General features: G+C 38.8%; 28 protein-coding genes and 1 rRNA gene. 12 read left to right on the top strand and 17 right to left on the bottom strand.

What is annotated here, in order from left to right; translation table 11 throughout:
* Positions 1-192: 192 nt before the first annotated feature.
* A 16S ribosomal RNA gene (locus JNUCC25_RS02145) occupies positions 193-1,744 on the bottom strand.
* A gap of 342 nt (positions 1,745-2,086) precedes the next feature.
* Entirely contained in the window at positions 2,087-2,953 is an 867-nt protein-coding gene (locus JNUCC25_RS02140; RefSeq protein WP_013055174.1) for a nucleotidyltransferase-like protein, read from the bottom strand.
* 222 nt (positions 2,954-3,175) lie between these two features.
* Here JNUCC25_RS02140 and JNUCC25_RS02135 point away from each other — a divergent pair, with 222 nt between their 5' ends.
* Positions 3,176-3,535, top strand: a complete 360-nt coding sequence (locus tag JNUCC25_RS02135) for a YgzB family protein (protein WP_013055173.1) — start codon at positions 3,176-3,178, stop codon at positions 3,533-3,535.
* A 22-nt stretch (positions 3,536-3,557) separates the two neighbouring features.
* Here the strand turns inward: JNUCC25_RS02135 and perR are convergent, their stop codons facing one another.
* The 6 genes from perR to JNUCC25_RS02105 form a co-directional block, all read right to left on the bottom strand.
* Entirely contained in the window at positions 3,558-3,992 is a 435-nt protein-coding gene (gene perR, locus JNUCC25_RS02130; RefSeq protein WP_013055172.1) for a peroxide-responsive transcriptional repressor PerR, read from the bottom strand.
* A gap of 254 nt (positions 3,993-4,246) precedes the next feature.
* Entirely contained in the window at positions 4,247-4,717 is a 471-nt protein-coding gene (gene bcp / locus JNUCC25_RS02125) for a thioredoxin-dependent thiol peroxidase (protein WP_013055171.1), read from the bottom strand.
* Between the two features lie 69 nt (positions 4,718-4,786).
* On the bottom strand, positions 4,787-5,179 hold the full coding sequence (locus JNUCC25_RS02120) for an ion channel (RefSeq protein WP_013055170.1): 393 nt from the start codon (positions 5,177-5,179) through the stop codon (positions 4,787-4,789).
* A gap of 92 nt (positions 5,180-5,271) precedes the next feature.
* Positions 5,272-6,057: an ABC transporter permease gene (locus JNUCC25_RS02115; RefSeq protein ID WP_013055169.1), complete on the bottom strand. Its 786-nt coding sequence runs from the start codon at positions 6,055-6,057 to the stop codon at positions 5,272-5,274.
* Positions 6,058-6,066: 9 nt separating this feature from the next.
* Positions 6,067-6,858: an ABC transporter permease gene (locus JNUCC25_RS02110; protein WP_013055168.1), complete on the bottom strand. Its 792-nt coding sequence runs from the start codon at positions 6,856-6,858 to the stop codon at positions 6,067-6,069.
* On the bottom strand, positions 6,851-7,864 hold the full coding sequence (locus tag JNUCC25_RS02105; RefSeq protein WP_013055167.1) for an ABC transporter ATP-binding protein: 1,014 nt from the start codon (positions 7,862-7,864) through the stop codon (positions 6,851-6,853). Before JNUCC25_RS02105 ends, JNUCC25_RS02110 begins: the two co-directional genes overlap by 8 nt.
* Before the next feature lie 202 nt (positions 7,865-8,066).
* Between JNUCC25_RS02105 and JNUCC25_RS02100 the strand changes: the two genes are divergently transcribed.
* From JNUCC25_RS02100 to JNUCC25_RS02090, 3 genes are all read left to right on the top strand, one after another.
* Complete coding sequence (locus JNUCC25_RS02100; protein WP_013055166.1) at positions 8,067-9,365, top strand: glutamate-1-semialdehyde 2,1-aminomutase; 1,299 nt, start codon at positions 8,067-8,069, stop codon at positions 9,363-9,365.
* Positions 9,366-9,501: 136 nt separating this feature from the next.
* Positions 9,502-9,675 carry a hypothetical protein gene (locus tag JNUCC25_RS02095; RefSeq protein WP_170960132.1) on the top strand — a complete coding sequence of 58 codons (174 nt, stop codon included), beginning with the start codon at positions 9,502-9,504 and terminating at the stop codon, positions 9,673-9,675.
* Positions 9,676-9,998: 323 nt separating this feature from the next.
* On the top strand, positions 9,999-11,087 hold the full coding sequence (locus tag JNUCC25_RS02090; protein ID WP_013055165.1) for an FUSC family protein: 1,089 nt from the start codon (positions 9,999-10,001) through the stop codon (positions 11,085-11,087).
* A gap of 35 nt (positions 11,088-11,122) precedes the next feature.
* Here the strand turns inward: JNUCC25_RS02090 and JNUCC25_RS02085 are convergent, their stop codons facing one another.
* The 5 genes from JNUCC25_RS02085 to fabL all read right to left on the bottom strand — a co-directional run bounded on the left by JNUCC25_RS02085 (position 11,123) and on the right by fabL (position 15,366).
* Entirely contained in the window at positions 11,123-12,874 is a 1,752-nt protein-coding gene (locus JNUCC25_RS02085; RefSeq protein WP_013081549.1) for an ABC transporter ATP-binding protein, read from the bottom strand.
* 169 nt (positions 12,875-13,043) lie between these two features.
* Complete coding sequence (gene ntdP / locus JNUCC25_RS02080) at positions 13,044-13,580, bottom strand: nucleoside tri-diphosphate phosphatase (protein WP_013055163.1); 537 nt, start codon at positions 13,578-13,580, stop codon at positions 13,044-13,046.
* Between the two features lie 195 nt (positions 13,581-13,775).
* A complete protein-coding gene (locus tag JNUCC25_RS02075) occupies positions 13,776-14,036 on the bottom strand; it encodes a YgaB family protein (RefSeq protein ID WP_013055162.1) in 261 nt (86 codons plus the stop codon).
* Positions 14,037-14,225: 189 nt separating this feature from the next.
* Positions 14,226-14,519 (bottom strand): gamma-type small acid-soluble spore protein, encoded by a 294-nt coding sequence (locus tag JNUCC25_RS02070; protein ID WP_013055161.1) that lies wholly within the window; start codon positions 14,517-14,519, stop codon positions 14,226-14,228.
* 97 nt (positions 14,520-14,616) lie between these two features.
* Positions 14,617-15,366: an enoyl-[acyl-carrier-protein] reductase FabL gene (gene fabL / locus JNUCC25_RS02065; protein ID WP_013055160.1), complete on the bottom strand. Its 750-nt coding sequence runs from the start codon at positions 15,364-15,366 to the stop codon at positions 14,617-14,619.
* A 116-nt stretch (positions 15,367-15,482) separates the two neighbouring features.
* Here fabL and JNUCC25_RS02060 point away from each other — a divergent pair, with 116 nt between their 5' ends.
* Positions 15,483-15,707, top strand: a complete 225-nt coding sequence (locus tag JNUCC25_RS02060; RefSeq protein ID WP_025752758.1) for a hypothetical protein — start codon at positions 15,483-15,485, stop codon at positions 15,705-15,707.
* A gap of 34 nt (positions 15,708-15,741) precedes the next feature.
* Here JNUCC25_RS02060 and mutY read toward each other — a convergent pair whose 3' ends face one another.
* Complete coding sequence (mutY, locus tag JNUCC25_RS02055) at positions 15,742-16,836, bottom strand: A/G-specific adenine glycosylase (protein WP_013055158.1); 1,095 nt, start codon at positions 16,834-16,836, stop codon at positions 15,742-15,744.
* Between the two features lie 239 nt (positions 16,837-17,075).
* On the opposite strand from mutY, the gene JNUCC25_RS02050 reads away from it, so the two are divergent.
* Complete coding sequence (locus JNUCC25_RS02050; RefSeq protein ID WP_029324552.1) at positions 17,076-18,056, top strand: metal-dependent hydrolase; 981 nt, start codon at positions 17,076-17,078, stop codon at positions 18,054-18,056.
* Positions 18,057-18,119: 63 nt separating this feature from the next.
* Here the strand turns inward: JNUCC25_RS02050 and JNUCC25_RS02045 are convergent, their stop codons facing one another.
* The gene (locus JNUCC25_RS02045) at positions 18,120-18,389 is read right to left on the bottom strand and encodes a YfhJ family protein (protein ID WP_013055156.1); all 270 of its coding nucleotides are present in this window, start codon (positions 18,387-18,389) and stop codon (positions 18,120-18,122) included.
* Positions 18,390-18,524: 135 nt separating this feature from the next.
* Between JNUCC25_RS02045 and JNUCC25_RS02040 the strand changes: the two genes are divergently transcribed.
* A complete protein-coding gene (locus tag JNUCC25_RS02040; RefSeq protein WP_013055155.1) occupies positions 18,525-18,680 on the top strand; it encodes a small, acid-soluble spore protein K in 156 nt (51 codons plus the stop codon).
* A 78-nt stretch (positions 18,681-18,758) separates the two neighbouring features.
* Here JNUCC25_RS02040 and JNUCC25_RS02035 read toward each other — a convergent pair whose 3' ends face one another.
* A complete protein-coding gene (locus JNUCC25_RS02035) occupies positions 18,759-19,073 on the bottom strand; it encodes a YfhH family protein (protein WP_013055154.1) in 315 nt (104 codons plus the stop codon).
* An 82-nt stretch (positions 19,074-19,155) separates the two neighbouring features.
* Between JNUCC25_RS02035 and JNUCC25_RS02030 the strand changes: the two genes are divergently transcribed.
* Positions 19,156-19,809, top strand: a complete 654-nt coding sequence (locus JNUCC25_RS02030; protein ID WP_013055153.1) for an SDR family NAD(P)-dependent oxidoreductase — start codon at positions 19,156-19,158, stop codon at positions 19,807-19,809.
* Between the two features lie 290 nt (positions 19,810-20,099).
* Here the strand turns inward: JNUCC25_RS02030 and recX are convergent, their stop codons facing one another.
* Complete coding sequence (gene recX, locus JNUCC25_RS02025) at positions 20,100-20,909, bottom strand: recombination regulator RecX (RefSeq protein ID WP_098278441.1); 810 nt, start codon at positions 20,907-20,909, stop codon at positions 20,100-20,102.
* A gap of 96 nt (positions 20,910-21,005) precedes the next feature.
* Between recX and JNUCC25_RS02020 the strand changes: the two genes are divergently transcribed.
* From JNUCC25_RS02020 to JNUCC25_RS02005, 4 genes are all read left to right on the top strand, one after another.
* Positions 21,006-21,908: a TIGR01777 family oxidoreductase gene (locus JNUCC25_RS02020; RefSeq protein WP_098278440.1), complete on the top strand. Its 903-nt coding sequence runs from the start codon at positions 21,006-21,008 to the stop codon at positions 21,906-21,908.
* 61 nt (positions 21,909-21,969) lie between these two features.
* Positions 21,970-23,097 carry an amidohydrolase gene (locus JNUCC25_RS02015; RefSeq protein ID WP_013055150.1) on the top strand — a complete coding sequence of 376 codons (1,128 nt, stop codon included), beginning with the start codon at positions 21,970-21,972 and terminating at the stop codon, positions 23,095-23,097.
* 255 nt (positions 23,098-23,352) lie between these two features.
* The gene (locus JNUCC25_RS02010; RefSeq protein ID WP_013055149.1) at positions 23,353-23,913 is read left to right on the top strand and encodes a GNAT family N-acetyltransferase; all 561 of its coding nucleotides are present in this window, start codon (positions 23,353-23,355) and stop codon (positions 23,911-23,913) included.
* Positions 23,914-24,014: 101 nt separating this feature from the next.
* Positions 24,015-24,131: a YfhE family protein gene (locus JNUCC25_RS02005; protein WP_013055148.1), complete on the top strand. Its 117-nt coding sequence runs from the start codon at positions 24,015-24,017 to the stop codon at positions 24,129-24,131.
* Positions 24,132-24,142 lie beyond the last annotated feature (11 nt).

Raw genomic sequence — 24,142 nt, 5'->3', positions numbered from 1 at the left:
TTATTTATTGATTTGATTAAAGAAAAGTTTCACTTTTCCTCAGCAATTACTGTTATCTAGTTTTCAAAGAACAATCGCAACCAAAATTCTTCTTATCTAATAAGAAGAAAGTAGTATGCTTTCTATAATTGAGAGATTGAACTCTCAAAACTGAACAAAGTGTCAAAACGTACGTCATGTAAAAATCCTTAGAAAGGAGGTGATCCAGCCGCACCTTCCGATACGGCTACCTTGTTACGACTTCACCCCAATCATCTGTCCCACCTTAGGCGGCTAGCTCCTTACGGTTACTCCACCGACTTCGGGTGTTACAAACTCTCGTGGTGTGACGGGCGGTGTGTACAAGGCCCGGGAACGTATTCACCGCGGCATGCTGATCCGCGATTACTAGCGATTCCAGCTTCATGTAGGCGAGTTGCAGCCTACAATCCGAACTGAGAATGGTTTTATGGGATTGGCTTGACCTCGCGGTCTTGCAGCCCTTTGTACCATCCATTGTAGCACGTGTGTAGCCCAGGTCATAAGGGGCATGATGATTTGACGTCATCCCCACCTTCCTCCGGTTTGTCACCGGCAGTCACCTTAGAGTGCCCAACTAAATGCTGGCAACTAAGATCAAGGGTTGCGCTCGTTGCGGGACTTAACCCAACATCTCACGACACGAGCTGACGACAACCATGCACCACCTGTCACTCTGTCCCCCGAAGGGGAACGCTCTATCTCTAGAGTTGTCAGAGGATGTCAAGACCTGGTAAGGTTCTTCGCGTTGCTTCGAATTAAACCACATGCTCCACCGCTTGTGCGGGCCCCCGTCAATTCCTTTGAGTTTCAGTCTTGCGACCGTACTCCCCAGGCGGAGTGCTTAATGCGTTAGCTGCAGCACTAAAGGGCGGAAACCCTCTAACACTTAGCACTCATCGTTTACGGCGTGGACTACCAGGGTATCTAATCCTGTTTGCTCCCCACGCTTTCGCGCCTCAGCGTCAGTTACAGACCAAAAAGCCGCCTTCGCCACTGGTGTTCCTCCACATCTCTACGCATTTCACCGCTACACGTGGAATTCCGCTTTTCTCTTCTGCACTCAAGTTCCCCAGTTTCCAATGACCCTCCACGGTTGAGCCGTGGGCTTTCACATCAGACTTAAGAAACCGCCTGCGCGCGCTTTACGCCCAATAATTCCGGATAACGCTTGCCACCTACGTATTACCGCGGCTGCTGGCACGTAGTTAGCCGTGGCTTTCTGGTTAGGTACCGTCAAGGTACGAGCAGTTACTCTCGTACTTGTTCTTCCCTAACAACAGAGTTTTACGACCCGAAAGCCTTCATCACTCACGCGGCGTTGCTCCGTCAGACTTTCGTCCATTGCGGAAGATTCCCTACTGCTGCCTCCCGTAGGAGTCTGGGCCGTGTCTCAGTCCCAGTGTGGCCGATCACCCTCTCAGGTCGGCTATGCATCGTTGCCTTGGTGAGCCGTTACCTCACCAACTAGCTAATGCACCGCGGGCCCATCTGTAAGTGATAGCCGAAACCATCTTTCAATCATCTCCCATGAAGGAGAAGATCCTATCCGGTATTAGCTTCGGTTTCCCGAAGTTATCCCAGTCCTACAGGCAGGTTGCCCACGTGTTACTCACCCGTCCGCCGCTAACGTCATAGAAGCAAGCTTCTAATCAGTTCGCTCGACTTGCATGTATTAGGCACGCCGCCAGCGTTCATCCTGAGCCAGGATCAAACTCTCCGAAGAAATGTTTGACTTGCTCAATTAAAAAATAAAATTTAACGTTGACGTTTGTCGCTTTGTTCAGTTTTCAAAGTTCAACCGCCGCTCTTAAGCGACTTTTTAATCTTACCAGTTCATCTCTTTCTTGTCAACAACTTTTTAAGAAGTTTTTTCAAGTTTTTGATAAATTTAGTATCGCTCATCGGCGACGTATATAAATTTATCACGGATATTTTAAAGCGTCAATAGATTTTTTAAAATAAATCGTGTTTTTTTAGAAAAACCTTTTATCCAGGCTATAAAGTCATATGTCAGGGTATCTACACGTCATAACCGCACCGTATCAGATACCCTTTATCCTCTCTATCATTTCGCCACATAGTGTCTATGGTACAAACTCTTTCCCTTGGTTTCTACTTTTTTTACCATAATGATATCTTTTTCAATTAAAAACTCAAGAAGTATTCCTAAATCAATAGCATAAGGGCGTATTTCGGGATGATGAACCAGTTCATTAAACGTCCATTCCTGCTTTTCACTTTTCATAATATGAACAAGATGCTTGGCACCCAATTCAGTTTTTTTATTTACTAGAAATTCACTCGCTAAGAAAAGCAGCTCTAAACGCTTGCTAACCTCTTCTTGGCTAATAATTAGTTCTTCGTAAAGACGATGAATTTCAGGTTCTATTTTTTTCACTTGGTTCCATACTGTCACTTCTGGGTGAAATCCATTTTCCAACACAGACAGTCGTGCTAAATGATGAAGAGCATGAATGACATGATTGAATGCATCTAAATAATGATTAGACGCATAAAAGTCTTTTCCTTCTTTAAATCGGCGAATCAACTTAGCAAACTCGACACCTATTCTCTTTGTCCGATCTTCTCTAGGGAAATCAATTAAGCGTTTCTTTAAATTTTCCATATATTCGTTGCGATCAAATAGCACTTTACCATTTAAGATCCAATCAATAATACGGCGGTTCGTCCCATTCATAATCCATTCACTCATTTGCTGTTCAGAAGCCATATAAAGTGCCGCACGCTCATTTTCATATTCGTATTGTTTAATAAAAAGAGACGTTTCTGTAGTCTTGGTCACAATAAATAAGATAGCATCCAAATTATCCGTCACTGGAGATTCTGATTTCTTTTTTTCAATCAGTAAAATACCTAGTGTGTCTTTATTGCTAGCTCTTTCTTGATATATTGGCCGTAAAACATCTTCCATTTTGAGCTCTCCTAACTGTAATAAACAAATATTTTTCAAACTTTTAAAGGCTATGGACTAAGATTTCTTTTTTTATTATATACGATGTATAACGGATATCCCACTCAGAATTATGGAAATCATTCAGAAAGCTCAAAAACCAACGATAATTTTCCGAAGATTCAATTTTTATCATCATTCACTGTCTCACTCTATGATATATTGGTAACAGGGGGGATACTGATGGGGATAAAGTATTCAAATAAAATTAACAAGATTCGCACGTTTGCACTCAGCCTGATCTTTGTTGGTTTCATTGTTATGTATGGGGGAATTTTCTTTCGGTCTTCAGTCTGGCTAATGACTATTTTTATGCTTTTGGGGTTGCTGTGCATCGTAGCTAGTACCGGCGTTTATTTCTGGATTGGCATGCTTTCTACAAAAGCGGTTCAAGTAACCTGCCCTACATGTCAAAAGCAAACCAAAATGCTAGGGCGCGTAGATATGTGTATGTATTGCAACGAGCCGCTTACGCTTGACCAGTCTCTTGAAGGAAAACAATTCGACGAAAAGTATAATAGAAAAAAACAAAAAGAAAGCTGATAGTATCACTACTATCAGCTTATTAATGCGCTTTTTTAGCCGTACAATCAGGACACGTTCCGTAAATTTCCATTCGGTGGTGACTAATATCAAAGTCAGTAATATGAGCAGCCAGCTTTTCTACTTCGTCTAAACCAGGATAATGAAAATCCACAATTTTTCCGCAGCTTTCGCAAATCACATGGTAATGCTCTGTTGTAACATAATCAAACCTGCTTGATGCATCACCGTATGTTAGTTCCTTTACAATACCTACTTCGCGAAATACTCTTAAATTATTGTAAACGGTTGCTACACTCATATTTGGAAACTTACCTTCCAGCGCTTTATAAATATCATCTGCTGTTGGATGTGTCATTGAATTGATTAAATACTCTAAAATAGCATGACGTTGTGGTGTAATACGAACGCCAGTACCTTTTAACGTTTCAAGGGCTTCTTGTAAATGATTTGACACGTCATGCACCCCTCTTCTGTAAGTATTATTACTTTATAATTCTTATAATTAGTCTACATGTTTTACCCACGTTTTGTCAACTTGATGCCTATTCCTATTTTATGTAATAAGTAGAAATTTTTCATATATTTTATGCAAAAAAAGAAGTGTGGAAATCAATCCACACTTTTAAATATATTAACATCTGAGGAGGTATGCCCTACACTGATATTGTATGTTCAAAGACTAAAACTGCTCTAGTTATCTGCCTGTTTTTATGCCATTTTTTCTTTAATAAATGATAAAGCTTCTTCCACATGCCCTTTCACTCGAACCTTGCGATATTCTTTTACGAGCATTCCTTCTTTATTAATGATAAAAGTGGAGCGTTCAATGCCCATATATTCTTTTCCAAAGTTTTTTTTCAGTGTCCATACTCCATACTCTTCAGCTACGCTGTGATCTTCGTCAGCTAAAAGTAAGAATGGAAGGCCGTGCTTATCAATAAACTTATGGTGTTTGTCGATTGGATCCGGACTCACTCCTAGAATCACCGCATCTAGCTCTTCAAAATTTTCATGCTGATCTCTGAAATCACAGGCTTCTGTTGTACAGCCTGGCGTCATATCTTTCGGATAAAAATACAGCACAACGTTTTTGCCTTTCATCGACGCTAGTGATACTTGCTCTCCATTTGTAGACATCAATACAAAATCGGGTGCTTTTTCTCCAACTACAGCTGTCATATTTATCTTCTCCTTTACGCTTTTCATTTTCTTTGAATAGCGTACCCAATATTAGATAAGATGACAAGTTTAAGTGCGGGTAACAGTTCGCATCACAAAGATTGCAGGCATAATATAGCCGATAAACGCTTCAAAAGTTGCAAATAATTTCCCAATTCCAACCGGATACATATCTCCGTAGCCTACTGAAAATAACGTCGCTGCGCTGAAATACATACTGTTAAACAGGGTATAAAAATAATGACCTTCATGTTCAAACCCTCCGCTTAATACTGGAATACTCCCCATCTCACATACTGTATAAATAAGGCTAAATCCCAATAAAACTGTAATATATGAATAAAACAAGACAAAGAAATGACCAATTGAGAAAAAATGAAATTCTCCAAGTTCTTTTTCAAAGAGAAACTTCATACTACCAATTACAAAAACAATGATAACGAGGATTAGAAAAACAACCATCATTCTACTCCTTTAATTTATACTCTACTACCACTATACGCGCGTTCTTGTCCATTCATTACTACTCCGAAGCCACCAAAAAGAGCAGGCATTTAATTGCCTGCTCCTCTGTATTTTTTGACCCCTGTATTCCATAAGAAAATAGAGATTACAAAAAAGACGATTCCCATAACTGGAGTTAAAAATGCATATCCATACCATTCTGACCTTCCTAAGAAATAAGCAGCTGGATATACGCCTACAAATGCAAAAGGAAGAATCCACGTTAAAACATATCGGATGACATTATTATAAATATCTACAGGATACCTTCCGTAGTTTCCAATATTATAAATAGTAGGCATAATAGAGGTTCTGGCATCGGACCAGAAGCCTATGCTTGCTAAGGCGATGAAAATTCCTGCGTATACAAGCGCTCCTCCTAAAATAAATAATAGAAAAATAAAAACATCATACCACTGGAAATGAAGATGTAAAGAAGACGCAGCATAAGCCATTACTGCAATCCCTGTGATACCACCAAACAATGATTCTAGTTCCATCCGCTCTAAAATAACTTGAAACAAACTGTGAATTGGCCGCGTTAAAATTCGGTCCATTTCTCCTTTAACAATGTACCGCTCGTTGAAATCCCAAATGTTAAAGAAAGACGAAAAAATAGCAAAAGGGACCAAAAAGAAACCATAAATAAAGATAATTTCCTCTCGTGACCATCCGTGCAGCGACTGAGTATGTCCAAATACAACTAAAATAAAAATCAAATTAACTGTTTGAAACAATAAGTCTGAAATGATTTCAACTACCATGTCGGTGCGGTACTGAAGCCTTGTTTTCATATATTGACTAATGTACTGAAAAAAAATCGAAAAATAAAACATTTTCATAGACTACCCTCCTTGAATAACCATTTTTTTCTTCGCTATGTTCCACAAACATGCAATAGGGATAAATAGAAGTCCTGACCAAACTGCTTGTGTGATAAGAGCATTTATTACTTCCTGCCCTTTAAATCCATTTGTGAAAATCATGCTCGGAATATAACTAATGGCTTGAAAAGGGAAATAGCTCATAATATGTTGCGCCCACAAAGGATAGAAGCTGATGGGCAGAAGAAGTCCTGAAAACAAATCAATAACAACGCGCTTCGCTCGAATGAGTCCATCATTGTTAAAGAGAAAGAAAGTCGTAATACCCGTTAATAAATTAATTTGTGTATTAATAATGAAACTAAAAATTAAAGACAGTCCAAAATAAAGCCATGTTGCTGCATTTGCTGAGAACTGTACTGGAAATAAAAACGCGACAATAATCATGCCGGGCACTGAGAAAAACAGCAGCCGAAAAATCCCTTCTCCCAGTCCTTGCATTGTTTTCATACCAAGGTAGCTATAAGGCTTAATTAACTCTACTGCCACTTTGCCATCTTTAATTTCCATTGCCATTTCACGGTCAATGTTATTAAAATAAAAGGCTCTTGCCATCCATGAAACTGCTACATACGTTGTCATTTGGGTAATGGATAACCCTTGAATATTCTCTTTTCCTCCATAAATAGCGGACCATAAAAAGTAGTAAGCACCAATATTAATCGCATAAATCAATATTCCGCTGTAATAATTCGTCCGATACGCCAGCATCATTAAAAAGCGAATGCGTATCATCTCTATATATTTATCCATTCACAACACCTTCTTCATAAATGTTGCGGATGATTTCTTCCGTTGAAATTTCTTCAATGTTAATATCACTGATTTCATGCTTTGCCACCACTTTAGCAATCAGCTGCGACATCAAGTCCCCTTTATTTTGAAGCTGCGCTGTCCACAAATATTTTTGATCACCTTCAATCCAGTTAACAGGCATCCCTTGCGTCAATAGCTTCAACTGTTCTTTATTTGGCGCGGTTCCAAATTCAAACGTAACTTGTTTAAGATCTCCCCAATTCGAACGCAGCTTTTGCAGCGATCCGTCATAAATAATACTGCCTTCATCCAGCATTACGACGCGTTCACATAAAGCTTCAATATCTGCTAAATCATGTGTCGTAAGCAAAATCGTCGTATTATATTTTTCATTAATTTCTTTTAAAAATTGGCGGATTTTTAATTTAACTAGTACATCTAAACCGATCGTCGGTTCATCTAGAAATAGAAGCGGCGGATTATGAATAAGAGCAGCAGCCAGCTCACAGCGCATTCTTTGACCTAGCGAAAGCTTTCGCACCGGCTTATCTAGTAGCGGTCCAATATCTAAAGTTTGAATAACATGCTCCATATGAGCGTTATAATCTTCATCTGACACTTTGTATACTTTTTTTAACAGGCGAAAAGATTCTTGTACGGCAATATCCCACCACAGCTGAGAGCGTTGACCAAAAACAACACCAATCGTTTGGGCAAACTTTTCTCTTTCCTTATGAGGATTCATTCCATTTACGGTAATGTCGCCTGAAGTAGGAGTTAAGATTCCTGTCAGCATTTTGATTGTGGTCGATTTCCCCGCTCCGTTTTCTCCTATATACCCTACCATTTCCCCTTGTTTTACGGTAAACGATATATCGTTCACCGCTTTCATGACTCTATAATTACGGGTAAATAAATCCCGGAATGCCCCTTTAAGGCCAGAGCGGCTAGAATAGGCTTTAAATTCTTTACGAAGTTGATTCACCTCAATAGCATTTTTCATTGTATTCCCTCCGTTACGTGGACGTATTAGTGGTTTCTTTTATTGTTTCCAGCGCCCTTGCTAGCAACTCCTCCAAGAGACGAGGAACTATTTTCTAGCAGTTAGCTCACAAATTTCTATCATACACGTTCTCGAATGTTTTTCAAGAAACAAATAAGTTTGATAGAATAAAGAAGTTGAACTTTTCATTAGGAGGCATACTATGCAATTTACAAAATCAGAACAATTACACGCGGAAGCACTCGAACATATTGTAGGCGGCGTTAACAGCCCTTCACGTTCATATAAAGCCGTAGGAGGCGGAGCGCCTATTGCAATGGAGAAGGCAAGCGGAGCTTATTTCTGGGACGTTGATGGAAATAAATATATTGACTATTTAGCAGCTTACGGTCCTATTATTACGGGACACGCTCATCCTCATATCACGAAAGCTATTACAAAAGCAGCTGAAACGGGTGTTCTTTACGGTACTCCAACTGCTCATGAAGTCACATTTGCTAAAATGCTCAAAGAAGCGATGCCCGCATTAGATAAAGTGCGCTTCGTCAACTCTGGAACAGAAGCCGTTATGACAACGATCCGTGTAGCACGCGCTTATACTGGACGCGATAAAATTATTAAATTTGCAGGTTGCTATCACGGCCATTCAGACCTTGTATTGGTGGCAGCTGGATCTGGCCCTTCTACACTCGGAACTCCTGACTCTGCAGGTGTACCAAAAAGTATCGCTAATGAAGTCATCACAGTTCCTTTTAACGATATTGAGCCTTACAAGGAAGCATTAGAAAAATGGGGCGATCAGATTGCGGCTGTTTTAGTAGAACCAATCGTTGGAAACTTTGGAATTGTTGAGCCTGAACCTGGCTTTTTAGAACAAGTCAACGAATTGACTCACGAAGCTGGAGCACTTGTTATTTACGATGAAGTTATTACAGCGTTTCGCTTTATGTACGGTGGAGCTCAAGATTTACTTGGTGTAAAACCTGATCTGACTGCCTTTGGAAAAATCATCGGCGGCGGCCTTCCAATCGGAGCCTACGGCGGTAAAAAAGAAATCATGGAAAAAGTGGCGCCGCTTGGACCCGCTTATCAAGCAGGTACAATGGCAGGAAACCCAGCTTCTATTCTTTCTGGGATTGCTTGCCTAGAAGTACTAAAGCAAGAAGGTGTTTATGAACAGTTGGATAAGCTAGGGGCGATGCTCGAAGAAGGTATTTTAAAACATGCTCGTACATATAACATGCCTATCACTATCAATCGATTGAAAGGCGCTCTTACTGTCTACTTTACAACGGAAACGGTCAAAAACTATGAACAAGCAGAAAATACAGACGGCGAATTATTCGCACGCTTCTTTAAACTAATGCTCCACCAAGGTGTCAACTTAGCTCCTTCGAAATATGAAGCATGGTTCCTTACTACAGCTCATACAGAACAAGATATTGCCGAGACATTAGAAGCAGTAGAAAAAGCATTTAAACAATTAAGTGAAGAACGCTAATTCTTATTCTAAAGAGGCTGAGATAAAAGAATTTTAGACGAAGTGAAAAATGAACCATTAATCAACATGTTTGATTTGTGGTTCGTTTTTTTTGTTATGGTGAATATAGTTTCATGCGTGTAGGTCTTTCTAGCAGTTGATTAGAGGGCAAGGCGAAGACTCCTGCGGGAAAAGCAGAACAGGCGAGACCCCACAGGAGCGTATGCGACGAGGAGGCTTAGCGCCCGCCCGCGGAAAGCGAAGTCTTGCATGGAAATCAACTGCTGTGTCACAAGCAGTTCAGCTCATGTATCCCATTTGTTCGTCTTGAGATTGAATTTATTTCGTTATGTCTCGACCTCTTTTTCGTTTTACCTTTGGGTTTCCTTATAGAACATTCCCACCTTTCATAACCATTTCTTACGCGTCATCTCCTTTTTGTCAGCCTGTCGAAAAATCCCGAGAAATACCCTTATTTTTCTGCTTGTTTTCTCTTGATATCCATTCTTAAACCTTGTATAGTATGTTATTGTTTATATTATTTCCAACAGGTTATGTAATAAAGAAGGATTGATTTTTGCAATTTATCATTTGTTTTGGGGAACATTCTTCATAACGAAAAAACTTTTTTACAGAAAGGAACTACGAACGCACATGAAACTTGGTGCCCGCATCTTAAAAACGGGAATTGCCATTACACTTTCATTGTTATTAGGTGAATTTCTAAGTTTACCATCTCCAATATTTGCGGCAATTGCGGCAGTTTTTGCAATTCAACCGTCTATTTACAGATCTTATTTAACAATATTGGAGCAAATACAGGCGAATGTGATTGGAGCTGCTTCTGCAGTTTGTTTTGGACTTATTTTTGGTACCCATCCCATCATTATTGGTTTTACCGCTGTTGTTGTCATCGCAGTCAACTTAAAATTACGTATTAATAATACAATTGGGCTTGCGCTTGTGACAGTAATTGCAATCATGGAAAATCCAGGAGATAATTTCGTTGAATATGCACTTATACGCTTTGGTACAGTGTTACTTGGGGTATTCTCAGCATTTATTGTCAATCTTATTTTTATTCCGCCAAAGTATGAAACAAAGCTGTATTATAAAATTGTAAGCACAACGGAAGAAATTATTAAATGGATTCGCATGAATCTTTATCACGCATCTGAGCACACATTGTTAAAAGAAGACATTGAAAAAATGAAAGACAATGTGGCTAAAATGAATCAACTTTTCGATTTTTACAAAGAAGAACGCACTTATTCAACCAAAAAACGTTTTGTTAAGTCACGCAAGCTCGTTTTATTTCGTCAAATGATTACCGTAACAACACGAGCTCTTACAACCTTGAAGCTACTCCACCGAGTAGAAAATGATCTCCAGGTCATGCCACAGCAATTTCAAGATTTAATCAAATCTGAAGTTGAGTGCCTGTTAATGTATCATGAGCAAGTATTATTAAAATTCATTGGGAAATTACGCGTACAGCCAACCACTACTGTACCAAACGAAGCCTGCGTTGGAAAACGAGCTTTAATCGATAAATTTATGCAGTACAAAATATACGATAATGATGAAGAGAATAAGGTTATTTATCATATCTTCCCTTTGATCTCTGTCATCATTGAGTATAGTGAAGAGTTAGAGCATCTTGATAAGCTGATTGATACGTTCCAAAACTATCACAAAGATGATAACTCATTTGATATTAATCATCAGCGACAAGAAGATTAAAAACACCACCTATTGTTAGACAATAGGTGGTGTTTTTAAATTGTATCAAGCTGCTGAACGTTAAAGAGCTGATAGTAATGACCTTTTTTCTTAATTAACTCCTCATGAGAACCTCGTTCGACTACTCTTCCATTTTCTAAAAGTACAATTTCATCAACATGAGTAATTGTAGATAAACGATGGGCTACAATGAAGGTCGTGCGATCTTTTGCTAGTTCAGCTAATGCTTCTTGAATATAGTGCTCACTTTCTAAATCTAGAGCTGAAGTGGCTTCATCAAAAATAAGAATAGCTGGATTTTTTAAAAATACGCGCGAAATGGAAATACGCTGCTTCTGTCCCCCTGATAGCTTCATTCCCCGCTCTCCCACTTTTGTATCATATCCTTCAGGCAAATTCATAATAAAATCGTGGGCATTTGCGGCTTTTGCCGCAGCAATTACCTCTTCATCTGTCGCTCCTGGCTTTCCAAGCAGTATATTGTTTTTAACCGTGTCACTAAACAACACCGTATCCTGCAGGACGATTCCAATCTTATCTCGCAGGCTGCGTACTTTATAGGTTTTGATATCAATGTCATCAATGAGAATTTTGCCCTCTGTCACATCGTAAAAGCGCGGAATTAAGCTGATAAGCGTGGATTTACCGCCTCCGCTCATTCCAACAAACGCAACGGATTTTCCTTTTTCTACATCTAAATTAATATCATGAATCACCGGTTTTTCTTCTTCTTCATAAGCAAATGAAACGTGCTCAAACTGCACCTTTCCATGAAGCTCAGTGCATTCTTTTGCATCTTTCTTGTCTGTAATATCGTATTCTTCATCAATGAACTCAAACACCCGGTCCATAGATGCAACAGACTGCGTGAGCGTAGTCGATGAATTAACCAAGCGGCGAAGCGGATTATACAAGCGGTCAATGTAGGCAACAAATGCTACCATCGTTCCTACGCTAAGACTTTCTGTGATGACTTGATATCCAGCAAATGTAATCACGATTAAAGGCGCCAAATCGGTAATGGTATTTACTACTGCAAATGTTTTTGCATTCCAATTCGTATGATTGATTGCTTTTTGTAGAAAATTTGAATTTTGCTTATCAAATTGTTTCTGCTCATGAGGCTCAATAGCAAAGCTGCGAATAACAGAGATCCCTTGAACCCTTTCATGTAAGTGCCCCTGCACTTCCGCTAAAGCCTGCGAACGGACTCTTGTTAAATGGCGAAGACGACTGTAAAAATATTTTACAGAGAACGCATAAACCGGCAGCAAAATAATCGATACCAGTGTTAAAGGTACATTCATCGTAAACATAATCACAATGGCTATTACAATCGTCATCATATCAAGCCATACATTCATTAAGCCTGTGATAACAAAGTTTTTTGTTTGCTCTACATCATTAATGACTCGTGAAATCACTTCACCCGCTCGAGTATTTGCATAATAACGTAAGCTAAGCTTTTGAATATGGCTAAACAGCTGATCCCGTATATCATATAGTACTTTGCTCGATACCCACTGAGCATAATACTGCCTGTAATATTCAATGGGAGGTCTTAACACTAAAAATATAACAAACGAAATCCCCATAATCGTCACCATTTTATGAACTTTTTCAGAAGAAGACATGCCATGTCCATTTACGATATCGTCCAAAACATATTTCAAAAGCAGCGGAATTAATAAAGGAATAGCAAATTTAATAATACCAATTAATACAGTGCCGACAATTTGCCATTTGTATGGCTGTACAAACTTCATGTAGCGTCTTATACTTCCCATAAAATCTCCCCTTTCTATCTATGAGGGCAAGCTTTCTTAGTATATGTACACGCGTCGATTTTTTAGTGCTTTTATCTCTCCTAAAAGATGGTGAGCATAACGCCAAAAAGAACATTATATCAAACAGTCAGCTTTAGACGGCCTAACATAATGTTCTCTAGATCATTCATCAAGAATGCCGATATGTTAAAAAACGCTCATACCAAATGTCAATGAAATCTGGAGCAAACGGGCCTTTTCGCTGTCGAATCCAACCTTTTAACTCCTCGACGTGATTATGTAAAATACGGTCAATCACTTCTGGATAATTCATTTCTTTTCGATGCTTCTCATATTCATCTTCATCAAGAAGGGTGTATGTCATATCTGGATAGACTTTGATATCTAAATCATAATCAATATATTTGAGCGCTTCATTGTCATCATAAATGAACGGCGAACTGATATTGCAGTAATAATAAATTCCATCTTCACGGATCATCCCAATGACGTTAAACCACTGCTGAGCATGAAAATAACAAATTGCAGGCTCTCTTGTGACCCATGTTCGTCCATCTGATTCTGTAACGACCGTACGATCATTTCCTCCAATCACTAAGTTATTGGTTGCTTTTAATACGGTTGTCCGATCCCACACGCGATGAATATGTCCATTATGCTTGTAGCTGTGTATTTGAATTGTTTCTCCTTCCACCGGAATTCCCATCTCCAATACCTACTTTCATTTTAGCACTTAAAAAAATTCATATAACGTCTCCATTTGTCTTATGTTTATTATAACGGTTTCTCTCTCATTTTAACACAAATGTGCTAACCTTCTTGAGTTCAAAAAAGCCACTCCCCCTACTTTTCCTTTGCTTGGCAGCCTTAAAAAAGAGAGGAAGTGACACATCAATGTTCATTAAGCAAGTGTAGAGCAAGCCCCTTCACTTTTATATGTACGAATAATGTCTTCGGTTTGTGCTTCAAACGTCAATTGAATCTCTTTTAATTTTAGCTTCATTTCACTAATCTCACCTTGCACAGAATGAAGTTTTGCTTCTTCATGAAGTTTTATTAGTTCACCTTCGATTTCCTGACAGCGCTCAATCTCAGACTGCAAAAACAGAAGTTGATCCATGGTCTCCAATTGTTGAGTCACTAGCTCATCAAATTTTTTCATACGATAGCTCCTCCCTATTTGCTTTAACCATACACGCGGCACTTCTGTTAACATTCTGTTTAGGTGATACAGATTCCTTTGACGAGTTGTGTAAAGTTTCAAGAAGTTTTGTCATACTTTGTTGCTTTTTATATAAGAAAAAGCGAACTTAACATCGCCGTATGAAAGACGTTAAGTTCGCTTTTGATATTAACCTTGGTATTTACCAGAGTTTTGGTTTTTCTTTGCTTGAGCTTGTGCGTTTTGTTGTCTCACTTCTTGAGCACTTGTTTCGCTAGCAAATTCAGTACCGAAGTTGTTTTTAGATGCTTGAGCATTTTGGCTTTTGTTTGCCGCTGCTTGTGCATTTTGTTGTTTCACTTCTTGTACATTTGTTTCGCTACCAAATTCAGTACCGAAGTTGTTTTTAGATGCTTGAGCATTTTGTTGTTTCACGTGTTGTGTGCTTGTACCAGATGCTGTTTTGTTTGTTTGCTTTGCCATTGTAATCACCTCCACGAAAATTAATATGCCCGGGAGGTAAATAGGGTATGCAAACTTTTTTCAGTATTTTAAGGCGCAAGCCCAAAATACATTTACCTTACATTAAAAGTGAACGCCCTCCATCAATAATAAGCGTTTGACCGCAAATCATATTTGCTTGATCGGACACTAAGAACATAACTGCATCTACCATGTCTTTTGGTTCCACCATACGACCAGCTGGAGTATGCTTGCGTGCATCATCTAGAAGCTCATCGCGATTTGGGAAATGTTTTAATGCTTCTGTATCCACAGCTCCTCCAGATACAGCATTTACCACAATATTCTTTGGAGCCAGCTCCACTGCTAAATAGCGGGTCAACGCTTCTACAGCAGCTTTTGACACGCCTACTGTTGTATAATTTTCTAAATAGCGAATAGACCCAAGCGAACTGATGGTAACAATCTTTCCTCCGCCTACTTTTTCCATACGTTTAGCCGCTTCTTGTGCACAGAATAAATATCCTTTGCTGTTAATATCCATTGTCCAGTTCCAGTGAGTTTCTTCCAATTCCATAATAGGACGTAAAACTCCTGACGCTGCATTACTTACAAATACGTCTAAGCGACCGAATACTTCATCAATTTGCTCAAACATTTCTTTAATTTTTTCTACTTTTCCTACGTTTGCTTTAACAACTAATGCTTCTCTGCCTAATGCTTTGATTTCTTCTGCTACTTCCTGCGCTGCACTTTTGCTTCGTGCATAGTTTAATACAATATCGTATCCTTCTTTAGCCAGACGTAAGGCAATTTCTTTACCAATACCTCTGCTGCTTCCCGTAACTAGTGCTACCTTTTGTGACATGATGTCATCTCCCTTATGTATCGTATTATCTTTACATTGTACTGATTTTATCGCATAAGAAACAAGTAATATAGGGAAAATAGATAAAACTTGATGAAATGAATGAGGTGAATAGAATGTATGTAGGTAGAGACATGACGGCTCTTTCAATGATTTCTAAAAGCGAGTGGAAAGACAGCGAGCTTGCGTTTTTCCATCATTCTTTACAGCAAATAACGCCGTATTTAAATGCTGAAGGACAAAGTATTCATCAGCAAATTATTAAAGAAATTGAAGCACGGGGCGGGTTACAGCGCCAGGAAGCAGATTACACACACGGCACGCATGTATCATATGATTAAATAAAAAGAAGCGCGGAGTTTATCCGCGCTTCTTTTATTTAACAAGTAAATATTCTTTTAAGATTTTTTGATGGGAAACAGGAAATGCATATTGTTCTAAATCTTTTTCAGAAACCACTTTCAAATTTTTTAATGCACTGATATCACTTATAAGCTCTGCTTCATATACTGTGATATTCCAGACGATATGAGAAAACACGTGCTGAATCGTCGTAAACGGTGCATGGATTTTAATATCGGCTCCGTACTCATTTTGAATAAATGCGTGAAGCTGCTGATGATCTGGCGCTATACTAAGATCTACTTCTATATTTGGAAATTCCCATAGGTTAGCTAAAAGTCCTTTGCTTGGACGTTTATGAATCAGATAATTTCCTTCCTCGTCTCTAATCACCGCTGCAGCAAGCTGAAGAGCACGCGGCGCTTTTTTCTTTGATTTAACAGGAAGCTCATTCTGCACTCCTTCTTCAAATGCACGGCAGTGTTCGCGAACTGGACATAATAAACAGGAAGGAGAAGTTGGTGTACAGACAATGGCACCAAGTTCCATCATGCCTTGATTGAAATAGGAAGGATTATCTTTTGAAATAATTTCATGCACGATATCTTCAAACAGCTTTCTTGTTTTCGGTTTTGCAATATCATCCCAAACGGATAAAATGCGCGATAGCACACGCATGACATTTCCATCTACAGCAGGTTGCGGCACTCCGTATGCAATACTTAAAATGGCTCCTGTTGTATAAGGGCCTACTCCTTTTAGTTTAGAGATTTCTGCTGGCGTATTTGGAACTTCTCCCCCGTATTGTTCGTGAACTTCTCGAACGGCGGTTTGTAAATTACGGGCACGGGAATAATAGCCTAATCCTTCCCACGCTTTTAACACATCATCTTCATTCGCATAAGCTAAATCTTTAATAGTGGGAAATTTGCTAATAAAATTATTAAAATAAGGAATGACCGTATCTACTCTCGTTTGTTGAAGCATAATTTCAGATACCCACACTTTATAAGGGTCCTGATCTTGACGCCAAGGTAGAATGCGCTGTTCCTGCTCAAACCAAGAGATTAAGTCATCTTGAAATGCTCGAATATCGAAATTTTGTACAATATCTTTACTTTGTTTCACGTCATAGCCTCCGAGGTATTAACTATACATATACAATGTGTTGCTTTTTGAATCTTAGTAACTTTATGATAACCTTATAACAACTACAAATATGAATAGTAAAATGAATTGTTCAAATAATGAATAAAAACAGCTAATTTGCTGCGTTAGTAATAAAGCGAGATTTTTCGCCCTAAATCCAGCTTCCATGCTGAATTAGGATAATCTAAGATTGTCATTTTACAAAGGAGGAGTTCGCTCTGGATACTGGTACACACATTGCAATGGGAATCGCTTTAGGCGGCCTTGCAACATTAGACCCCACTGTATCTGCGAATACAGCCACACTGGATGCTGTAATGATTGGCGTAATGGCCGGGTCATTAGCACCTGATTTAGACACTGTTTTAAAGCTGCGAAACAATGCACAGTATATCCGCAATCACCGTGGAATTACACATTCTATCCCGGCTGTTATTTTATGGCCTTTGCTTATTGTGCTCATTCTTTCGCTTCTGCTGCCAGGAGCTAACTTGCTGCATCTATGGATGTGGACCTTTGCAGGCGTCATTATTCACGTTTTTGTTGATATCTTTAACGCTTACGGCACGCAAGCTTTACGACCTTTCACAAATAAATGGATTGCGCTTGGCGTAATCAACACGTTTGATTACGTGATTTTTTCAGCTCACGTCCTTGCGATTATCATTTGGTTTGCTGGAGCAGAGCCGGGACCAACATTCATTACGCTGTATGTGCTATTGGCGTTTTACTATGGACTGCGCTTTTATATGCGCCACCAGATCGCCAAGAAGCTTCGAAAACAGTTTCCTGATGTAATCAAGCTCAATATCTCTCCTACAATGCGTTTCACTCACTGGCATTTAGCTGTGACGACCGAAAAGTATTTTCACGTAGGAAGAGCAATCGGAGAAGAAATTTTTATTTATGATACGTTTGATAAAGTTCCAATCCCTGAATCCGCTGTAATTGAAGTAGCGAAAAAAGATGAAAATTTATCTGCTTTTCTTTCATTTTCACCTATTTATAGATGGGAACTGGACGAATATAACGACCATATTGAAGTGCGCTTTATTGATTTACGCTACCGCAGCAAGGATTACTATCCATTTGTAGCCGTGGTCCAGCTTGATTACGATTTAAATATTATTTGCTCGTACACAGGTTGGATTTTCAGTGAGAAAAAATTGCGTAAAAAGCTTGATTACCTCCCGCACTAATCATAACAAGAACAAATATGAAACCCAAAAACGAACCGTCTTGAGAAGACGGTTCGTTTTTATTTAATGTTTTAAATAGTCATCGTTATTTAATAAATGCTGATATTTAGGGTTTTTAACCGCGATTTCATGAAGTTTGTCACCGTAGCTGTTGATATACATCGTAACAACCTTTTCCGTCGCTTCTTTACCTTTATAATCATATCCTGCTTTTGCGTAAGATGACTCAAAATCTTCCCAGAAAAGTTCAACCCACGTGCGAGCTTGAGCGTATGAGAGCGAACTGTTTTTATTTAATAGCTGATTCGTTAATCTTTCAAATATATCGTTCATAAGAACACCTCGATTACCAAAATTCTTTATGAGTATGTTTGCACTTTTAACTTACACTATAAATGCGGAGTTATTCACTCCCTCATGTACTATATCATAACCGCAACGCTTTCTGTTGTAAAAGGAGAGGTATCGATGCGCAATAAAGCAAAAGATTTTCCAAACCAACATCATACTAAGTTTGAAGGCGAACCTCGAGCAAAAGCTGAGTACGCTTCAAAACGTGCAAATGGAACTATTAACACGCATCCTCAAGAACGTATGCATGCTTCTAATGAGCGCGAAGAATAACCGCTTGCTTTACGTTTAAAAATAGAGTGAATATAGAAATCAAACAAGCAGCACACTTCGTGCTGCTTGTTTATCCCTTTATTTTTTCAACATGGAAATAGGCAATGCCTCTTCGTTTTGCGGTGAGCCAAGCCTAAATCCCCACGCAAAAACTCCGTTCATATAATCAATTTTAAAATATGAACCCGGATCTCCTTGAATTTCATATACTTCCCCTGCTTTAAACGTTTCGGGATCCAATAAATACGACCTAGCCATTGTTACCTTTCTTTCTAATACTGCATACTCATTGACCATGCCAAGCTGTTCAGCTTTTCGTGCTTTTTCTTGAAGAGACCCAATTTCTTGTTGAAGTTCATACGTCGTCATATCGCTGTAACGTTTTTCAGACATGCTGTTTTCCCCCTTGTTTGCTTTCATTTTATTATAACAAAAGGTATAACTAAAGGGAGACTATGAAAAGGGAGTTTTGGGAATGAAAACAGTGCTAATCACGGGCGGTGCGACGGGTCTTGGAAAAGAACTCGCTAAATTTTACGCAAAAGACTACAACGTCATTCTAGCTGGACGCAATCAATATAAATTAAAAGAGGCGCAGCATGAGCTAGGAGACAACGTATATACGATGTCTGTAGATATTACAAAGTATGAAGAAGTAGGAAAATCTGTAGAAAAACTGCTGGTGCAGCATTCAGTAGATATCCTTATCAACAATGCAGGCATTGGACATTTTGGTCCTTTGACCGATTATACAAAACAAGCCATCGATGAAGTCATCGATACAAATGTAAAAGGAACTATTTTTTTAACACAAGCGCTTATGCCTCATCTCTTGACGAGACCTGAACCTAAAGTTATGAATATCATTTCAACTGCAGGACTTCGCGGGAAAGCTAATGAAAGCGTCTATGTGGCAAGTAAGTTTGGCGTAAGGGGATTTACAGAAAGTTTAAAAGTGGAATACAAAGATACCAGCCTTCATGTGATTGCAGCTTACATGGGAGGCATGAATACCCCTTTTTGGGATCACAACAACCACATTAAAGATAAAAGCCGATTGCGCTCGGCTTCAGAAATTGCTGAGATTATTTATAAACAGCAGAATGACTCAGAAGATATTTTGTTTTAAAAAAGAGTGAAACATACCTACATCAATCTAATCTAAAGATAAACAAATTGTATAAATGATCTTATAGGAATTGCTTGTGACACAGCGGTTGATTTCCGTGCAGGACTTCTCCCTTTCCGGGGACGGCAGGAGTCTTCGTCTTGCCCTCCAATCAACTGCTAGAAGCAACTAAACATATGAAGTTTACGTTTACCATCACACTGAAAAAATCCGAACGAGTTGGATTCTCCATCAAGAATCTCGATTCACCGTTCGGATTTCCCTTCAACTAACATACTTTTGTCCCGCCTTTATTCCTCTTCAATAGAATCTAGAAATGATTGAATTTGGTCAATAGAGAATCCTTTTCTATAAAGAGCCTGCTTTATTTTTTGCTGATATTCCCAGCCTTCATACTTTGAAAAACGACGATGAGCTTTCATTCCTTGGTATTGCAGAGCTTCCCATGCTTCATCGCTTTCTTTTTCTGTATTCGTGCGCTGAAATGCTTCTTGAATAATAGAAAATGAATAGCCCTTCACTGCCAATGCTTGTTCCATTTTTTGTTTCATCATTACTTGAGATAATTTTTTATATTTCCCTTTTAATTTTTCAATTAATTTCACAGCAGTTTGAATTTGCTGTTCTTCAGGGTATTCACATAAACTAAGGGTAATAATGGAATCAGAAATTCCCTTTTCTTTTAATTCTCTTTGAATCACATTTGGTCCTTTTGATGTCGTGTTCATTTGAGTTAACACGAATGCTTTTGCAAACTCTTCATCATTTAAATAACGGTGGCTGACTAATTTCTGAATAACTTGTTGAATAATAGTAGAGTTAATTTCTTTTTTCTTTAAATAATCATGTACCTCTTTTTCAGAGCGCATTCGATAAGATAAGTAAGTGATCGCTAAATTATAAGCTTTTTTCTCATCATCTGCGTACTGAATTTCCGTTAATTCAAATTCATCAAGCTCACGACCTTTTTTCAAGTCATATTTGATGAGGACATTTTCGTCAACACCAAAGCCAAACTCTTCACCTTTACCGTAATCTAAATACACATTATAACGTTCACCGCTATTCTTTTGCGTTGTGATTTTTGTGACAACAGGCATAACCTTCACCTCATATTTCTTATTAAATTGATGGCTGAAGAACCGCCAAACGTATCATACACATTTTTATTTATCTCAATAAAGGAGGAAATTCGTATGAAAATTGTTATTGCTGGAGGAACTGGATTCGTAGGTAAAGCTTTAACAAAACATTTTTTAACACAAAAACATTATGTATATATTTTAACACGCAATGCAGATAAAGCTGCAAGAGATCCGAAACTTAAATATGTAGAGTGGATGCAAGAAAACAGCCAACCTGAAGAGCATGTAGAAGGAGCAGACGTTTTTATCAATTTAGCTGGCGTTTCACTTAACAGCGGCCGCTGGACGGACGAGCGCAAAAAAGCCATTGTGGAAAGTCGCCTTTCTTCTACTCAAGAAATCCTTCGTATTATGGCTGCCTTACCCGAAAAACCGTCCCTTTATGTAAACGCAAGCGCAGTTGGTTATTACGGGACATCAACTACAGAAACGTTCACAGAAGCTTCTCCATCCACGGGCACAGATTTTTTAGCTGAAACAGTAAAAAAGTGGGAAAATGAAGCGTTAAAAGCGATGGAACTCAATATTCGTACTGTTTTAACAAGGTTCGGCGTTATATTAGGCAAAGATGGCGGGGCACTCCCTTCTACTGCCCTTCCTTATAAATTATTTGCAGGAGGAACAGTTGGTTCGGGAGAGCAGTGGATGTCTTGGGTGCATCTTCAAGACGTCGTCAAAATTATTGATTATTGTATTCATACCGAACAAATAGAAGGACCTGTTAACGTAACTGCCCCAAACCCTGTTCAAATGAAAGAGTTTGGAAAGACGATTGGCAAAGTGTTAAATCGCCCTCACTGGATGCCCGTACCTAGCTTTGGCCTTCAGCTGCTGATGGGAGAAATGAGTATGATTATTTTGAAAGGACAGCGTGTTTTACCTGAAAAATTGATTCAACAGAATTACATTTTTACATATACTGTATTAGAAGATGCATTGCGAGATTTACTCTAGTTATTTTCTGATATTTACCTAAAACAGGTGACTAAGCTGCCGATAGATAGGAGCATCCTTTATGAAAACCATTCTCTTGAAAAATGCAACGCTCTATCCTATTACGTCAAAACCTATTTATAATAGTGATGTGCTCATTCAAGATGGAAAAATTGTTTTAATTGGGCCAAACTTGCAGCCTCCTCTTCAAGTAGAAGTCATTGACTGCAAACAGCGCTACTTATTCCCTGGATTTATTGATGTTCATACACATCTAGGACTATATGATGAAGGAACCGGCTGGGCGGGAAATGATGCTAACGAAACAATCGAGCCTATGACTCCCCATATCCGAGCTTTTGACAGCGTACATCCTTTAGATCCTGGGTTTAAAGATGCCATTGAAGCGGGTATTACGTCTGTACACATTATGCCTGGAAGTGCAAATGTGATCGGAGGTACAACGTCCGTTATTAAAACAGCCGGAACAAGTATTTCTCAAATGTTGATTCAAGAGACAGCTGGACTTAAGATTGCGCTAGGAGAAAATCCAAAACGAATCCACAGCCATGGCAATAAAGAATCCATTACACGAATGGGCATTATGGGGATGCTGAGAGAAGCCTTTTATCATGCAAAAAGCAGTGACAATAAAGATGATTTGCGAATCAAACCGCTCATTCAAGCACTGAATAGAGAGATTCCCGTTCGAATTCATGCTCACCGAGCCGATGATATTCTATCAGCTCTGCGCTTAGCAGATGAATTTAATTTAGACGTTCGTATTGAACACTGTACAGAAGGTCACTTAATTGCTAAAGAGCTAAGTGGAAGAAACTTAAAAGTAAGCGTGGGACCAACTTTAACACGCCGCTCAAAGGTTGAATTGAAAAATAAAACGTGGAAAACCTATCAAGCTCTCTGCAATGAAGGAGTAGAAGTTTCCATTACAACAGACCACCCTTATACGCCCATTCAGTACTTAAATATTTGTGCATCCATTGCCGTACGTGAAGGACTCGAAGAACAAAAAGCATTAGAAGGCATCACCATTGCTGCTGCTCGAAATCTCCGTATTGATCAGCGAATCGGCAGTATCGAAGCAGGAAAAGACGCTGATTTAGTGCTATGGAGCCATCATCCCTTTCACTACTTAGCAAAGCCCCTTTTCACCATGATAGATGGTAAAATATTATTTAAAAAAAATTAACATTTTACCTATTTTCTTTTTTTATTTTTTTTAGTATGATACGTTTAGAAGCATGTGAATTTCACAAAAGCATAAACATCACACGTTGACTTTTTATGTTTGTTGACTTGTAATGGGAAGGCAAATGGTGCGCCACCAGGTAACTGGTTCTAGTGGGTTCGATTCCCACCCCGAAATTTTTTTAATTATTAAAAAATTTCGAGGGTGGGGACTTGATTGGAGTCTGTATATACCCTCGATCAGGAGGGAAAAGTTATGTTAAAAAAACGTGACCTAAATGACTGTCAATCTCTATACGAACTCATGGTACATCCTGATGTCTTCCCTTTTGTTCGTCATAAAGCCCATTCCTATGAAGAATTTTTATTTGTGACTAAACAAACGATGGAAGCAGAAGATCATGGAGAAATTATTTCTCGCACGATTTTAGACGAATGGGGTAACCCTATCGGCACCATTAATTTATTTGATGTACAGGACCAAGCTGGTTTTTTAGGCACTTGGCTTGGCAAACCGTTTCATGGAAAAGGATATAATCAAATTGCAAAAGAAGCGTTCTTTAATGAACTGTTCTTTGAGTTAAATATAGAGCGAATTTTTATGCGAATTCGCAAAATTAATATTAGGTCTATTAAGGCTGCAGAAAAACTGCCTTATGCAGTACTTGCGAATGAAACACACAAAGCTTTATACGATGAAATTAATCAACATGAAGACGTATATGATTTATACGAAATTCCAAAAGACTTGTATACATTATACTACTTGCGTCACGAGCAAGACGTTCAAGAAGATCACCAGCTTAAAGAAGCGTAAGAGTCTCTCCGTGTAACGGAGAGCTTTTTTTATGATTAAAAACGAGAGATTCTGGAAAAAATAAGTAGCATGATCGAAAAACGTTAATTGGAGGTTTTTTTATGTCTGAAAAAAAACGAAAAGAAAACGCAAAAAATACGTTAAGTAGCGCTCAAGAAATCTATTACGGCCGCGAGTTTAAAAAAGCAGACCGTGCAGGCGGCTACACGAAAAAATAAGTGAGGCAAAA

The sequence above is a fragment of the Priestia sp. JNUCC 25 genome, assembly GCF_053667915.1.
The sequence above is the reverse complement of the archived record's forward strand: the minus strand, read 5'-3'. Positions and strand labels throughout refer to the sequence as shown.

Coding starts and splice junctions, on each gene's coding strand:
- JNUCC25_RS02140 (WP_013055174.1), bottom strand. CDS start 2,953: ATGGAAGATGTTTTACGGCCAATATATCAAGAAAGAGCTAGCAATAAA.
- JNUCC25_RS02135 (WP_013055173.1), top strand. CDS start 3,176: ATGGGGATAAAGTATTCAAATAAAATTAACAAGATTCGCACGTTTGCA.
- bcp (WP_013055171.1), bottom strand. CDS start 4,717: ATGACAGCTGTAGTTGGAGAAAAAGCACCCGATTTTGTATTGATGTCT.
- JNUCC25_RS02120 (WP_013055170.1), bottom strand. CDS start 5,179: ATGGTTGTTTTTCTAATCCTCGTTATCATTGTTTTTGTAATTGGTAGT.
- JNUCC25_RS02115 (WP_013055169.1), bottom strand. CDS start 6,057: ATGTTTTATTTTTCGATTTTTTTTCAGTACATTAGTCAATATATGAAA.
- JNUCC25_RS02110 (WP_013055168.1), bottom strand. CDS start 6,858: ATGGATAAATATATAGAGATGATACGCATTCGCTTTTTAATGATGCTG.
- JNUCC25_RS02105 (WP_013055167.1), bottom strand. CDS start 7,864: ATGAAAAATGCTATTGAGGTGAATCAACTTCGTAAAGAATTTAAAGCC.
- JNUCC25_RS02100 (WP_013055166.1), top strand. CDS start 8,067: ATGCAATTTACAAAATCAGAACAATTACACGCGGAAGCACTCGAACAT.
- JNUCC25_RS02090 (WP_013055165.1), top strand. CDS start 9,999: ATGAAACTTGGTGCCCGCATCTTAAAAACGGGAATTGCCATTACACTT.
- JNUCC25_RS02085 (WP_013081549.1), bottom strand. CDS start 12,874: ATGGGAAGTATAAGACGCTACATGAAGTTTGTACAGCCATACAAATGG.
- ntdP (WP_013055163.1), bottom strand. CDS start 13,580: ATGGGAATTCCGGTGGAAGGAGAAACAATTCAAATACACAGCTACAAG.
- JNUCC25_RS02075 (WP_013055162.1), bottom strand. CDS start 14,036: ATGAAAAAATTTGATGAGCTAGTGACTCAACAATTGGAGACCATGGAT.
- JNUCC25_RS02070 (WP_013055161.1), bottom strand. CDS start 14,519: ATGGCAAAGCAAACAAACAAAACAGCATCTGGTACAAGCACACAACAC.
- fabL (WP_013055160.1), bottom strand. CDS start 15,366: ATGTCACAAAAGGTAGCACTAGTTACGGGAAGCAGCAGAGGTATTGGT.
- JNUCC25_RS02060 (WP_025752758.1), top strand. CDS start 15,483: ATGTATGTAGGTAGAGACATGACGGCTCTTTCAATGATTTCTAAAAGC.
- JNUCC25_RS02045 (WP_013055156.1), bottom strand. CDS start 18,389: ATGAACGATATATTTGAAAGATTAACGAATCAGCTATTAAATAAAAAC.
- JNUCC25_RS02040 (WP_013055155.1), top strand. CDS start 18,525: ATGCGCAATAAAGCAAAAGATTTTCCAAACCAACATCATACTAAGTTT.
- JNUCC25_RS02035 (WP_013055154.1), bottom strand. CDS start 19,073: ATGTCTGAAAAACGTTACAGCGATATGACGACGTATGAACTTCAACAA.
- JNUCC25_RS02030 (WP_013055153.1), top strand. CDS start 19,156: ATGAAAACAGTGCTAATCACGGGCGGTGCGACGGGTCTTGGAAAAGAA.
- recX (WP_098278441.1), bottom strand. CDS start 20,909: ATGCCTGTTGTCACAAAAATCACAACGCAAAAGAATAGCGGTGAACGT.
- JNUCC25_RS02020 (WP_098278440.1), top strand. CDS start 21,006: ATGAAAATTGTTATTGCTGGAGGAACTGGATTCGTAGGTAAAGCTTTA.
- JNUCC25_RS02015 (WP_013055150.1), top strand. CDS start 21,970: ATGAAAACCATTCTCTTGAAAAATGCAACGCTCTATCCTATTACGTCA.
- JNUCC25_RS02010 (WP_013055149.1), top strand. CDS start 23,353: ATGTTAAAAAAACGTGACCTAAATGACTGTCAATCTCTATACGAACTC.
- JNUCC25_RS02005 (WP_013055148.1), top strand. CDS start 24,015: ATGTCTGAAAAAAAACGAAAAGAAAACGCAAAAAATACGTTAAGTAGC.